General features: G+C 56.8%; 12 protein-coding genes. All 12 read right to left on the bottom strand.

Features of this window, described 5'->3' with window-relative positions:
* Nucleotides 1–1,632, bottom strand: coding sequence for an AMP-binding protein (locus tag AC1RSM_RS17405; RefSeq protein WP_492933829.1), 1,632 nt, complete (start codon nt 1,630–1,632; stop codon nt 1–3).
* A 19-nt stretch (nt 1,633–1,651) separates the two neighbouring features.
* Complete coding sequence (locus AC1RSM_RS17400) at nt 1,652–2,134, bottom strand: aromatic-ring-hydroxylating dioxygenase subunit beta (RefSeq protein ID WP_492933828.1); 483 nt, start codon at nt 2,132–2,134, stop codon at nt 1,652–1,654.
* A gap of 2 nt (nt 2,135–2,136) precedes the next feature.
* Entirely contained in the window at nt 2,137–3,471 is a 1,335-nt protein-coding gene (locus AC1RSM_RS17395) for an aromatic ring-hydroxylating dioxygenase subunit alpha (protein WP_492933827.1), read from the bottom strand.
* A 24-nt stretch (nt 3,472–3,495) separates the two neighbouring features.
* On the bottom strand, nt 3,496–4,464 hold the full coding sequence (locus AC1RSM_RS17390; RefSeq protein ID WP_492934008.1) for a PDR/VanB family oxidoreductase: 969 nt from the start codon (nt 4,462–4,464) through the stop codon (nt 3,496–3,498).
* A 329-nt stretch (nt 4,465–4,793) separates the two neighbouring features.
* Complete coding sequence (locus AC1RSM_RS17385; protein ID WP_492933826.1) at nt 4,794–5,582, bottom strand: cyclase family protein; 789 nt, start codon at nt 5,580–5,582, stop codon at nt 4,794–4,796.
* A 252-nt stretch (nt 5,583–5,834) separates the two neighbouring features.
* Nucleotides 5,835–6,863 (bottom strand): carbon-nitrogen hydrolase family protein, encoded by a 1,029-nt coding sequence (locus AC1RSM_RS17380; RefSeq protein ID WP_492934007.1) that lies wholly within the window; start codon nt 6,861–6,863, stop codon nt 5,835–5,837.
* A 15-nt stretch (nt 6,864–6,878) separates the two neighbouring features.
* On the bottom strand, nt 6,879–7,802 hold the full coding sequence (locus tag AC1RSM_RS17375; protein WP_492933825.1) for a fumarylacetoacetate hydrolase family protein: 924 nt from the start codon (nt 7,800–7,802) through the stop codon (nt 6,879–6,881).
* A 94-nt stretch (nt 7,803–7,896) separates the two neighbouring features.
* A complete protein-coding gene (locus AC1RSM_RS17370; protein WP_492933824.1) occupies nt 7,897–9,021 on the bottom strand; it encodes a cupin domain-containing protein in 1,125 nt (374 codons plus the stop codon).
* Nucleotides 9,022–9,043: 22 nt separating this feature from the next.
* Nucleotides 9,044–11,380 carry a bifunctional salicylyl-CoA 5-hydroxylase/oxidoreductase gene (locus AC1RSM_RS17365; protein ID WP_492933823.1) on the bottom strand — a complete coding sequence of 779 codons (2,337 nt, stop codon included), beginning with the start codon at nt 11,378–11,380 and terminating at the stop codon, nt 9,044–9,046.
* Between the two features lie 130 nt (nt 11,381–11,510).
* Nucleotides 11,511–11,954 (bottom strand): acyl-CoA thioesterase, encoded by a 444-nt coding sequence (locus AC1RSM_RS17360; RefSeq protein WP_492933822.1) that lies wholly within the window; start codon nt 11,952–11,954, stop codon nt 11,511–11,513.
* A gap of 95 nt (nt 11,955–12,049) precedes the next feature.
* Nucleotides 12,050–12,565 carry a MarR family winged helix-turn-helix transcriptional regulator gene (locus AC1RSM_RS17355; RefSeq protein ID WP_052362948.1) on the bottom strand — a complete coding sequence of 172 codons (516 nt, stop codon included), beginning with the start codon at nt 12,563–12,565 and terminating at the stop codon, nt 12,050–12,052.
* 233 nt (nt 12,566–12,798) lie between these two features.
* Nucleotides 12,799–14,304 (bottom strand): indolepyruvate oxidoreductase subunit beta family protein, encoded by a 1,506-nt coding sequence (locus tag AC1RSM_RS17350; protein ID WP_492933821.1) that lies wholly within the window; start codon nt 14,302–14,304, stop codon nt 12,799–12,801.
* Nucleotides 14,305–14,319: the final 15 nt, after the last annotated feature.

Genomic DNA, 14,319 nt, shown 5'->3' with positions numbered 1-14,319 from the left:
TCAGGCCTCCTGGCGTTTTTTCAGGTGATTGGTATTCACGCAGTCAGGATTTTCCAGTGCTGCCAGTGCCACGGTTTTCAGCTCACCGCGCTGAATCTTGTTGGTGGATGTCAAAGGCAGGGCATCCACAAACAGCACGTAGCCTGGCACCTTGAAGTAGGCCAGTTGGGTCAGACCCCACTGCACCATTTCCTGGGCCGCTTGTTCGCGCTGCTCCTGGGTTTCAATCGGGGTGTGTGGCACCACCAGCGCCATCACTTCGTCGCCACGGATCGCATCAGGAACGGCGGCCACAGCAATGGAGCGCACCAGCGGATGCTGCTGCATGATGTTTTCCACTTCCACCGCCGCGATGTTCTCGCCACTGCGACGGATCACGTTCTTTTTGCGGTCCACAAAGTGCAGGTAACCGTGTTCGTCACGGCACACAATATCGCCCGTGTGGAACCAGCCACCTTCCCAGGCTTCGTCAGTTGCCGCTGGATCTTTCCAGTAACCGGAGAAAAAGCCATAGCGTGGATTGTCACCGGCCGAGCGCACCAACAGCTCGCCGTTTTCACCAGCTTGAGCCTCTTGGCCATCATCTTTACGCAGCAACACTTCCACCACCGGCATTTCTTTGCCGAAGCAGGAGGTACCGATGTAGCGTGGCTCGTGGTTGGCGATGATGCTGGCACCGGCGCCGGTTTCAGTCATGGCCCAGGCTTCCAGCAAAGGGAAACCAAAGCGTTCTTCAAACAGGGGATGCAGACCGCGATCCACACCAGCGCCAAAACCGAAGCGCACGCTGTGCTTGCGATCTTCTTCGCTGGCAGCCGCCTTCATCAGAATGGCGGGCATCACACCCAGGTAGTGCACTACGGTAGCGCCGGATTCGCGCACCGAATCCCACCAGCTGCGCGGGTGGAAGCGATCCAGGGAAATCAGGCAACCGCCAGTCTTGATCATGGCCATGGTCGAGCAGGCCATGGCGTTCATGTGGAACAAGGGCAGCGGAGTCAGCATGCGCTCTTTGCCGTGCTCCAACGAGACCAGACCGCCAATGTCGCGGTACCACTCACCGGCGTAATGGAAGTACTGGTTGGACAACATGCAGCCTTTGGGGCGGCCTGTGGTGCCAGAGGTGTACAGCAGGGCGCATTCGCTGTTTTCATCAGGAATGTCACAGGAACGGGCGGCAGCGCGCTCCACCATGGGAGGCACATCGCCATCGGTCATGATGGCAAAAGGCTGGCCCGCACGCTGGGCGGCTTCCACCAGATCCTGGTGACGGCTGGGCAGGGCGATGGCCATGATCATCTCGGAGTGACCAATCAAGTACTCCAGCTCTGCAGCACGCAGGTCCGGATTGATTGGCACAATCGACACGCCCAGGCTGTTCAAGGCAAACCAGTGCAGGAAAAACACAGGGCGGTTTTCCAGCAAGATGCCCACGCGGTGGCCGTGGCCGTAGCCAGCCGCCGCGTAATCAGCACGCAAAGCGTCGATGCGTTCCAGTGCCTGACCATAGGTCAGTTCACCGGCTTCGATTCCGTAGATCTCTGCGGTCTCAGGCAGGGTACATACAAACGGCTTGTCGCCCCACTGTTGGGCGGTATCGCGAAAAGCCTGGTAGACCGTGGTGTTGGCCATCAAATATTCTCCTGTCCTGTCACATAAACAACTGGATGTTGCCGAAAGGCGCATCACAGTTGAGCAGATCCACCCGTTTCAGACGGATCTTCAACGCATCGTCCTGGCGCACCAAGGTATAGGTGCTCCAGCCCACATAAATTTCCTGATTGTCTGCACGCGTCTCGGTGTAATGAAAGGCGCAGCGTACGGTGTACTCGCCCTTTTCATCGTCCACGCTCTCTACCGTTGGCTGCTGCAGCAAATGGTGGCTGCGGCTTTTAGGCTGTTGGGAGAAGGTGCGGCGGCCTGCCAGACGTTCCACACGGATGCGCAGCAAAAGCTTGTCTTCATGCATCAGGGAGGCATGCAAACGGGCATCTTGCTGGTCGTGTACCAGCGGCATCCAGTAGTAGCCATCCTCGGTGAACAGGTCCAGCCATTGCTCGTAGCGCTGTTCGTCCAGCAAACGGGCTTCCGCGTACACAAAATCGATAAGGGCCTGAGGGCTGATTTCGCTCATGGTCATTCCTCTTCTTGTTTAGCCTGCTGCTCGGGCAGCATGAACTTCAACCAGGCGCGGAACTGGGCGCGCATCTGCATTTCGCTGGTGCCGTTGATCACCACGTTCTTTTGCTGGTCTTCGTCTTTTTCCACCAGGCGAGCCAGGTTCATCCAGTCGCGACCACGCGATTGCAAACCTTGCTGGGCACGCTCGTACATTTCCAGGTCATCGTGGCCCACCATCGAGGTCGGCGCGTTGATCAGGCGGTTGTACATCAGGGTGCGCTCAAGAAAGGTGTCAGGCGCGCCCACCAGACGGAAGGTCCAGGACTCCACCAGGGTTTTATCCGCTGCAAGGGGCTTGAACAAACGCAAGGTCTGGATCGGGCCTTTGACCATGATGTTGGGGAAATAACAGGTGTTGTGACGCGTATCGCCCAAAATGGCTTTGGCGCGCTCCTCACCGTAGGCCTGGACCATCTGGTCCCAGTAGCCCGGAATTTCCGAATAATCAGCGTGGATGGAATTGCTCACGCCGGTGTGGCCGTGACCGTTTTCCCACACACGAATACCCATGCCTTCGTAGAACTCGTAGGGCGACATGAAAGGCGCAAACAGCTCCACTGCCATAGGCTTGGGAGTACCTGGAGGGGCAGCTTCCCAGGCTTTGACGGCAGTGCCGGCCGAGGACTCGTGCGCCACCATGGGGTGACAGGTGTCGGTCTGGTTATCAACCAACATTTTCCAGTTGCACTGGTGCATGTAGCGCATCACGCCACCCGCCACTTCCAGACGGCCTTCGGGAGAGCGATCGACCATATTGTCGATGGTGCTCAAGGACTCGCCAAAGAAGTCTTCAAAGCTCACGCCTTCGTCAGCCATGCGACAGAACACGAAATCGCGGTAGACCTGCACGTTTTTGACGGCAGCCATACCCTTGCTGCCTTCGGTGCATTCAAAACCCGTGTTCTCGTAGCCTTTTTTCAAGGGAATGGACAGCAGGGAGCCGTCTGTCTTGAAGGTCCAGGCGTGGTAGGGGCAGCGAAAGAACTTGCCCGTGTTGCCACAGGTCTCGCCAGCTACCTGCACGCCCTTATGCGGACAACGGTTGTAGAGCACACGGATGCTGTCATCCGTATGACGCACCATGATGACCGATTCTGTACCGACCGTCGTGGTGTAGAAGTCGCCTTTATTGGGCACTTGGCTGGCATGGCCAACATAGACCCAGGTATTGACGAACAACTGCTCCATCTCCAGCTCAAACAGCTCCTGGTCGATGTACAAATCCTTGTGGACCTCGGCCTCGCGTACTAATTCGCGGATGGCCTGGGGATTATCACGATACTTTTCCATCATGTTCTCCGTCGCCCTTGGGCGTTATAGATCCAGCACCAGACGCGGGGACTTGGCGCGGGAAATACAGATCTGGATGACTTTATTGCTGGCTTTTTCCGAGTCGCTCAGGAAATAGTCGCGGTGGTCAACCTCGCCTTCGATCACATCACAGGTACAGACGCCGCATTCGCCGCGCTTGCAGTCGATCATGGGGTCCAGGCCCTGCTCTTCCATCACATCAACAATAGTCTTGTCAGCGGGAATTTGCAGGGTCACGCCGCTTTGGCGCAATTCCACTTCAAAAGGCTGGTCGCCTTCCTGGGGAGCAGCGGTAATAAACAGCTCAAAATGCACATGGTCGGTAGGCCAGCCACGCTCTTTGCAGGCTGCGATCACGGCATCAATCATGCCTTTGGGACCACAGACGTAGATGTGCTGGTCTTTGGACAGACCATCGAGCAAGGTATTCAGACAAAAGCGGCTGTCGCTGTCGTCGGCATAGTGGCGCAAAGCCGGGCCGGACAGGGCTGTCAGTTCGTCCAGAAAAGCCAGTTGTTCCAGGCTGCGACCGGCATAGTGCAGTTGGTAGGGGCGGCCCTCATGGTGCAAGGCGGCAGCCATGCTGGCAATGGGGGTGATGCCAATACCACCGGCAATCAGCACGGTTTCTGTCTCGCCATTGACGGCCGCGTGCAGGGGGAAATCGTTTTTGGGGCCGGCCACGCGCACGGTATCACCCACTTTCAGGCCGTGCATAAAGCGCGAACCACCCGAACTATTGTCTTCCAGACGCACGCCCAAACGGTAGCGGGCAGGGCCTTCGGGGGCCTGGGCATCCAGCGAAATCAGGGAGTAACAGCGGTGATCATTCAGATCAGGAATCTGCACTTGCAGGTGCGAACCTGGCGCAAACGCGGGCAAGGAACCAGCCTGGGCAGGCTCGAGCGTAAAACTGCGAATCAGCGGGGATGCGTTCTGGATGTCCCGGATGACGAGTTCAAAAGTTTCCATCATGTGCCTACCATTGAGCATGACTACATCAATTACCCAGCCGAAAAGGCCAAGCCGTGTCATGATGTAGCGCCTAGGGCGGCAATGGGACGGTAGCGCGTGGCCTGCTAAGGCTGCGTATGGCTCGTCAACTGTCTCCGCTAAAACCGGCTGCCTGACACCAGAACTGGCTGTACGGCTGGATCTCTATTCATTCTTTTGTGAATTTATTTTATTGATGAATAGTTTACGGATCAATATATACCGCTGAATATAATGGAAAACCACTAGGTGAGAAATCAGCAGAACCGTGCAGTACACAGTTCCGCCATTTTCTCATCAATTTCAGCTTACTGGGCCACCAGCGCAACGACGCGCAATGGGCTGCCGGAACCGCCTTCAATCTTCAAAGGGGCCGACATGATCAGTGCACCCTGAGGAGGCAATTGATCCAGATTGCACAGACACTGCAAACCGTAACGGTTAGCACCGTGCATCAAGGTGTGGCAAGGGTAAGCCACAGGCCAAGCATAGGATTGACCGGCATCGGTGTTGATGGTTTCAACGCCAAAACCGTGAACGTTGCGCTCGTGGATCATCCACTCAACGGTTTCTTGAGCAGGACCCGGAGTATGAGCACCATCTTCACGCATGTTCAGGAAGGCATCAGCGTCGTTCACGCGCTTGGACCAGTCTGTGCGGAACAGAACCCAGGCACCTTCTGGAATACGGCCGTGTTCAGCTTCCCAGTTTTGCAGGAATTCAGGGGTCAGGATGAAGTCTTCATTCTGGGCTACTTCAGCGCAAGCGTCGATCACGACGGCCGGGCGCAGGAAGTTGTCCACCGGAATGGTATCGACGGTGTTCTGAGGATGATCCTTGCCGGAGATCCAGTGAGCAGGCGCGTCAAAGTGGGTACCCGTGTGTTCGCCACAGGTAAAGTTGTTCCAGTACCAGCCTGGGCCGTTTTCGTCGTATTGGCTGATGCGCTCAATCGAAAAACCCGCAGTCTGGCCAAATTGGGGCGGCAACTGCAAAGCAGGAAAGCTGGGGGAGAGTGTCTGGGTCAGGTCCACGAAACGGACCTTCTTACTGTCGATCGCCTGGATCAGGGCGGCCAATGGATGGGTGTCGCTCATGTCATCTCCTACATTGATCTTATGTCATCGTTATCGTTGCCTGCCTGGTGCGCGGCGCGCCCGGCAGGATAGGGGTACGCCGTTCACACAGCCCGGTCCCTCATCCGGTACTGCCCGGCCTAGGACGGACAGCTTGCATCTTTAACCACTGCGGCCAGGCCCCGGTGGTGATTTTGACCGGCCCCAAAACTACAGGGGCCTGTCAAAAAACGGTCCCGATCCATAACAGGAAAGGGACCGTCTTGAACCTTCTTACACTTCCTTGTCGTCCAGAACGGAGAACTCGGCAGGATTCAGGTCTGGCTGAGAGGCTTGGTCGCCATCGTAAAAGCGAGCAGGTGTCAGCGCCTTGCGGTTCACACGCAGATCGAACACGTCAAAACGGTTGTAGTGACCGGTAATGTCGTGCATCTGACGCGGCTGGATGCAGCGCGACAGATCGATATCGGCGTAGGCAATGCCTTCCTTGTCGATCAGTGGCTCGCCCAGCACGCGGCCATCGGGGCCAATAATGCCCGAGAACGCGCTGTTGGGACGGGCCAGCAGCTCGCGAGCTTCTGGATGCGACTCGGCCATGGCGTCCACAATCTCATCGGAGACTGTCGAGCAAGCCACCACCGTAAACACTTTGCCCTCAAAGCAGTGAGCTGCCGCGCGCAAACGGATTGCTTCGGCCATGTCATAGTCTTTAGGAGCAACAGGCAGGGCGATGTAGCTGGCCACGTGGACCAGTTCGCCTTGCGACAACAGGCTGAAACGAGCCAGCGTGTTGGTGTTTTCGCCGCAAGCCAAGGCACCCAGAGGGCCGATGGTCGTGTCGTGCACACGCATCGAGGAAGCATCGCCATTGGCCCAGGTCAGCTTTTCAGCCCAGGTAGGAACCAGTTTGCGATGACGGCCCAGAATGCGGCCATCAGCGCCAATAGTGACCAGGGTGTTGTACAAGGTGCCGATCCCAACGGGACTGCGCTCGTTCACACCCAACACCACATTGACCTTGCGCTGACGACACACTTGCGCAACCTTCTGGATCTCGGGGCCCGGCACTTCGATAGCCGATTTGCACAGGCGCTCGAACCAGGGGCTGCCCTGGATCGGGTTCATCACCCAGCTCCAGTATGGGTAACCGGAGACAAACACCTCGGGGAAGGCGATCAGCTCGGCACCGTTGTCTGCTGCTTCATTGATCAGACGGCATACTTTTTCGATGGTCGCATTCGTGTCCAGGAACACAGGCGCTGCCTGAACGGCTGCAGCCTTGAACTGACGCAATTCCAGCATCATGCTCTCCTTTACTTAGTTTTGGGGGGTCACGTCCACGATGGGGTGACGCAGTTCGCCAATGCCTTCAACCACAGCGTGCACGACGTCACCAGGCCACATCCATTCTTGAGGAGTACGGCCAGCGCCCACGCCTTCTGGGGTACCGGTCGCGATGATGTCACCGGGTTCCAGCGTGATACCGGCGCTGATGTCAGCGATCAGGTGGTTCACGTTGAACAGCAGGTGCTTGGTGTTGGAGCTTTGCTTGGTCACACCGTTCAGAGTCAGGCTCAGGTTCAGGTTGTGCGGGTCGGTCAGCTCGTCAGCGGTCACGATCACGGGACCGAAAGGTGCGTAGGTGTCCTGGCCTTTGGAGTAGATCCACTGACCGGCACGACGGCAGTCGCGGGCGCTCACGTCGATCATGACGGAGTAGCCAAACACGTACTTCAGGGCGTCTTCTTTAGCCACGCGCTGAGCACGGGTGCCCATGATCACGGCCAGTTCAACTTCCCAGTCCATTTGCTGAGTGATGTTCTTGTTGTGCTCGATAGCGTCGCCAGGGCCAACAATGCTGGTTGGTGGCTTGGAGAAAATCACCGGCTCTTTAGGCAGCTCTTTGGAGGTGTCCAGAGTGCGGCTGGATTCGGCCACGTGTTCCACGTAGTTCAGGCCGATACCAAAGATGTTCTTGCGTGGGCGTGGGATAGGAGCCAACAGCTTGACGTTGGCCAAAGGCAGCGCCACGCCAAAAGGCATATCGTCGGCGTAGGTTTCCAGCAAGCGAGCCGTGGAGGTCACAGCGGCTGGGCCCAGGTCGATGAAATCGAGCATATTGTCAGGCAGCATGTGGCCAGTAGCATCACCCAGGTAACCCAGGTCAACCACCAGATCGCCCACAATGGCACCCAGGCGGCCAGCGGCAGCAACTTCACTACGGTACGTTACAAGACGCATTTCTATCTCCAGATTGGGCCATCTATACGGATGGCTTAAGTAAATCAGGTCGGCCTGCCGTGGCAGGCCGTTCAAATAGCTTAAATAAGTAGTCTTACAGCAAGACTTGGTGACCGCCGTTTTCAGCCAGAGCTTCTTCACGGTACAGATTCAGGGCACGCATCACAGGCAGATCGTGGAACGAGAACAGGCAAGCGTCGTCAGACGAGGAGCCGTTCACGTGCTCGTGGAACATCCAGGATGGTACGCAGAAAATGTCGCGTTCACGCCAGTCAAAACGTTTGCCATTGATGATGGAATAGCCTTCACCCTTGGCGCATTGGTAAATAATGCTGCCCGTGTGACGGTGGGCCTTGGTGTGCTCACCAGGACGCAGCATTTGCATGCTGGCGCCAATGGTGGCCATGACAGGGCCGCCGGTCAGCGGGTTGATGTAGTCCATGATGACGCCATCAAACGGGCTGCCATCGGTAACCTTGGCGTAGGCCGACAAAGCTTCGTAGGTTGGCTCCCACTCGTACTTGAGCAGGGGCGAGTACGGTTTTTGCCAGTCGTGCAAAGTTGGCTTCAGGCCACGGCCACCCCAGATACCGACTGCATCATTGACCGGATGGGTCACTGCCTGCGACAGGTCAGGATGAACAACGTAAAACCCTGCTTCCAAGGCATTGACCAGGGGAATATCCAGACCGTCTTGCCAAACGCAAGGCAGGCCGTCAGCTTCCACACCATGTTCGTGCCAGCAGCCGTTAGGTGTCAGCACGAAGTCGTTGGCGCCCAGCGTCATCTTGTGGCCGTCCACGATGGTGTAGGCACCACGGCCTTCCATAATGAAACGCAAGGCAGACGCAGAGTGCGCATGCGCGGAAGCCGCTTCGCCCGGTTTCATGACCTGCAAACCGGAGTACAACCAGCCCACTGCCGCCGCCACATCCTGACGACCGGGGTTGTTCAGGTAAATCACCCGACGACCCGCCTTTTCAGGGCTGACCAGATCCACGGAACGCAACACGTAGTCACGCAGATCGCGGTAGCGCCACACAACCGGCACGGACTCGGACTTGGGTTCCCAGGGCTCAATTTTGTTGGCAACGGTCCACAGGGCGGCGGCCTCAAATTTAGTCAAATCCTGGTAGTACTTCACCAATTCGGGCGTGTCCTCAACATTCGCACGACCGAGCACGCTTTCGCGATGGGTGTCAAAACGTTCTTCCGACATGATGCTGTCTCCTTTGCGTGTTTTATGACTTGGCGGGGCCGTCCTGGGCCACCGGCGCACGTTTGGTTTGACGCTGCAGCCAATCCTTGCCCCACTCATACTGAACTGGCCAGGCCAGGTCCGTATATCCCAATTCTGCAGCCTGGCGCTGTGGCCAGTTTGCATCGGCCAAAAAGCCGCGGGACAAGGCGCACAGATCGGCACGGCCTGCAGCAATAATGCTGTTGGCGTGATCAGCTTCCATGATGGAGCCCACCGCCATGGTGGCGATACCGGCTTCGTTACGGATGCGGTCCGAGAAAGGAGTCTGGTACATGCGGCCGTAAATTGGCTGCTGCTCACGCACCACTTCACCCGAGGACACGTCGATCAGATCGGCACCGGCTTGCTTGAACAGACGGGCAATTTCCACGCCGTCGTCCGCCGTGTTGCCGCCTTCGGCCCAGTCTGTTGCCGAGATACGCACCATGATGGGCTTGTTCTCTGGCCAGACGGCACGGATAGCAGCGAACACTTCCAGCGGGTAAGCCATGCGATTTTCCAGACTACCACCAAATTCGTCACTACGCTGATTGGTCAGCGGCGAGATAAAGCTGGAGAGCAAGTAGCCGTGGGCCGCTTGCAATTCAATGCAGTCAAAACCAGCTTGATCAGCGCGCTTGGCCGCGGCCACAAACGCGTCACGGATCTCGTCCATCTGGGCACGGGTGATTTCGGCAGGAACAGCCGTTACACCAGCCTGGTAAGGCAGCGCCGAGGCCGATACCAAAGGCCAATTGCCGTCAGCCAGAGGCTTGTTGGCTTTTTCCCAGCCCAGCTGCGTCGAACCGCGACGGCCAGCATGGCCCAGCTGCACACCCACCTTGGCGCCTTGCTCGTGGGCAAATGCCACGACAGGTTTCCAGGCATTGGCTTGCTCGTCATTCCACAGGCCAGTACAACCAGGAGTCACACGGCCATCGGCAGTGACGGCCGTCATTTCAGCCATGACCAGGCCAGCGCCACCCATGGCGCGGCTGCCGTAATGCACTTGGTGCGTAGCACCCGGCACGCCGTCTTTGGCGCTGTACATCAGCGTAGGCGAGAGCACGATGCGGTTCTTCAACTGCATATCGCGCAGTTTGAAGGGAGTAAACATAGGCGAAGGGGCTTTTTCACCGTCAGCCAGTTGCATACCGGCTTCGGTCGCCATCCAGCGCTCGTATTTTTCCAGCCAGGCCGCGTCACGCATACGCATGTTTTCGTGCGAGATACGCTGCGAGCGGGTCAGCATGGAGTAGGTGAACTGCTCGGGCTTCATATTGGCGTAACGGGCCACGTTCTCAAACCATTCGGTCGAGTTGCGGGCGGCGTTCTGAATGCGCAATACGTCAATGCTACGAGCGGCTTCGTAATCGTTCAGGGCCTCTTCCATCGACTCGTGGTCCATATGCTGGGCCAAGGTGATGGCATCTTCCAGGGCCAGCTTGGTGCCGGAACCGATGGAGAAGTGAGCGGTGTGGGCAGCATCGCCCATCAGCACGACAGGAACTTTCTTGCCGGTGCCGTAATCTTGCCAGTGCACCCACTTGTTGCAGATGACACGGGGGAAGCGAATCCAGATGGCCGAACCGCGCAGGTGTGTGGCGTTACTGATCAGCTTGTTGCCATCCAGGTGGTCGGCAAACAGGTTTTCGCAGTAGGCAATGGCCTCTTCCTGCGACATTTCGCCAATACCGGACTTCTGCCAGGTCTCTTCAGGCGTTTCCACGATGAACGTGGACAGGCCGTCCTGGAAGCGGTAGGCGTGTGCCTGGAACCAGCCGTGCTCGGTTTCGACAAAAATGAAGTTAAAGGCGTCAAACACCTTTTCGGTACCCAGCCACACAAAGCGGCAGTTGCGGGTATCGATATCGGGCTGGAACACATCTTCGTAGCGGGTACGAACGGCGCTGTTGATGCCATCAGAAGCGATCAGGATATCGGCGTTGTACTTGCGGGCCAGTTCTGCCTCGTCGGTTACAACGGTCTCGAACACCAGCTTGACGCCCACTTCTTCACAGCGAGCCTGCAGGATGTTCAGCAGTTTCTTGCGACCAATACCGATAAAGCCATGACCGCTGGAGCGAACGGCGCTACCTTTGAAATGGCACTCAATATCGTCCCAGTGGTTGAACGCATCACCGATGGTCTGCGCGGACACAGGGTCAGCTTCACGCAGGTTTTCCATGGTGGCGTCCGAGAACACCACACCCCAACCAAAGGTGTCGTACGGTCGGTTGCGCTCGACAACAAACACCTCGTTCTGAGGGTTTTGCAACTTCATCAGCAAACCGAAATACAAGCCGGCTGGGCCGCCGCCAATACATACGATATTCATGATATGTCCGTATGGTCTGAATACATGCTTCTGAGCATAGTATATTTATTAATAAATATTATACAAGTCAACTATTTAAATCAAAAAAAATAGCTGGCCTGCACACTACCTGCTACTACTTCACACTAATTTAGGCATTGCTGCTTTCTTGCTCGGCGATCACATACTCTTGCATTGGGGTACGCAAGAAGTCAGGGATCGCAATCCCCAAGTGTGTCTCCAGCGATGTGGTCACCACAGTCTGGCGCACTTGCATGCGCAGCACACCGTCTTTGCCTGTGCAACGCAAGCGCAGCTTCAAGGAGCTGTTGCCGATACGTTCCACACCCAGGCTCATCACCACATCATCACCCATACGGCTGATCGATTTGAACTCGGCCTCAATGTGCACCGAGGGCATACCCACCCGTTTGCTGGCGATCATGTTGTGAAAACCCTCGGGGACCATGGAATCAATCCACGCTTCCATCAGGTCGTTAAACATTACAAAATACTGCGGATAAAAAACGATACCCGCTGGATCGCATTCCGAAAAACGAATGCGATGCTCTTGTTCGTACAGCTTGGAAACCATGTTGTAGACACCTTTTTAGCAAGTGTTTTATGCGCCTGTTTGCGGCGCTATCCGCATCCTGCCTGGTTCACAGACCGGGCAGAATGCACCTTATGCTAGCTGGCCGCGCTTTGCAGATGCACCCGTAACAAGCCCAGGTGCTGATGGATGTGCACGACTTCCTCGGTACCCAGACCTTCGAACATTTCTGCAATCCAGTCGCTATGGGCCTGGGCCATCGCCTCAAAACTGCTTTTGCCCTTGGGGGTGAGACGCAACACCCAAGCACGTCGATCTGTGGGGCTGCTCTGGCGAGACACCATGCCCTCGCGGGCCAGCTCGTCAGTCAGTCCAGTAATATTGCCGCCGGTTACCATCAGATAGCGCGACAACTCGCCCATCTTCAGGCCTTGCGGGTAGCGGTACAGCTGGGCCATGTAATCAAAGCGGGCCAGCGAAATATCAAAGTTCTGGCGCAGGCGACGGCGAATTTCATCTTCGATCTGCTTGGTGCAGGTCAACATGCGCAACCACAATTTCAGGCTGGCGGGGTCTTTAGGACCGACGCGGCCTTCAAAACCGGCATCGGCCGGTTCTACCAGGAATTCGAGTGCTGCTTCGCTTTGATTCATATTCTTTTTCCCCCAAACTTTGGCTAATTCAGTTTGACCAACAGGCGGGATATTCTTGCTTGAACAAGTGGCCAAGTAGGCACATGCCACAGGGCTGTCAAAGCCTGGGTTGCAGTGCCAATCCGAATTTATATTCTACTATGAATATTTTAGAAATAAAGTATTTGGCGGGATAAAAATAGGGCCTCAAGGGTTTTCACCAAGGCCGCCCGAAAGCGGCCTGGTGCGCCCCTCTACACCAAAGCGTGCTGGCGTAAAGCGGCTTCCAACTTCGTACCGTGCTCATCCGCCAAAGCGGCATCGCGCAGGGTGCCCAGCAAGGCGGGCGACACAATGTTGGGGTGACGCTCCAGCGCCGACATCACAGTCTGGTAGTTGCGCAAACCACGGGCATGGGTATCGCCATAGCCTTTAACCAGACGCTGACACTGGGCAATTTCCAGCGCCAGGGCCGGGTGGGCATCAGCAGCCTGTTCAATTTGCTTCAACCAGCCTTCAATACGCTGCTGTTCTGCCTGGTAGCGCAGCGTGCGACGACGCCAGCGCTTAAAGCCCGAGAGCAGGTACAAAGGAATGAAACCACGCACCGAACTGGTCTGAATGACACGACCGGACTTGGTCTGGGACTTGACCAGCTTATTGCCCCAAGTAGGACGCATCAACCAACGGCCCACACTGGCAAAAGGCAGGATTTCGCTGATTTCTTCCACACGGGGGTGCATGTATTCGTTGATCGCCACGATCTGGCCGTCAGCAGCGCGTACTTCTTTGTGTACACGGTCAAAACGGCTGGAACGGGTCTTCAATTCGGCCACACGGATAGCGTCCTCGTAGGACATCCACAGGGCCAAATAACGACCGGTTTCACGGATCAGGGCCACATCGTCAGGACGGGCGAACTGGCTGATCTTTTTCAGGCGGTCCAGGTACACATTGGCGTAGTCCACGTCCTGGAAATCCAGTACGCGACGTACCCCTTCCACCACGATGGGCTGGGCTTGTTCAGGCACTTCAGCACGCACACGCGCAATCAGCTTGGCAACGGCGGGATCACGAGGAGCCAAGGTAGCCATATCGACCGGCTTGTTCTCCGACTCTGCTTTGCCGGCATCGCCTTCAGCCACACGGGCGTAGGCTGCACCAAACGCCTTCAGGCTGGGCTTGACGCCCACGCCACCACGCTCAATGGTTTGCTCAAACTGCGAACGGCTAAAGGGCAGCACGCCGGTGCTGGCCAAAGCGCCAAACAAAACGGCGGAAATCACGCTGCCCGAATCCTCGGCCGCTTTTTCCATATTGAAGTACACAAAGCGCTTGGCCGCCTGAGTGGCGTGAGCGATCAGTGCATTGTCATCCACACGGCCATCGCCCATGGCCGATTTTTCGGCAATGGAGTAGACGCGGTGAGTAGACGCTACCAGCGTGGTGCGGTCTTCAGTGACCAGGCCACGTTGCACGGCGCGGCCGGCTTCCATCAATTCGGAGGCCAGCACCACGTCCACGTCACCGGGCATAGGCATCAGGGCCAGCACAGGTTTTTTGCCATCCGGCACGGCCGAATGCGGGAACAGTTCCACGTAGTAAATCGTGGCACCCGTACGTTGGGCCACACCGGGCACCGACGTGGTCTGCGCAAAGTAGCCGTTTTGTTCGCCCAGGTTAACGATCCAGTCGGCCAACACGCCGCCGCCTTCGCCACCCATCGCCAAAATGGCAATCTTGATTGGTTTGATCTGCATGATAAAAATCTCTAC

This window comes from Alcaligenes sp. GW821-FHT11D07, assembly GCF_058808495.1.
This window is presented reverse-complemented; position numbering and strand designations above follow the sequence as displayed.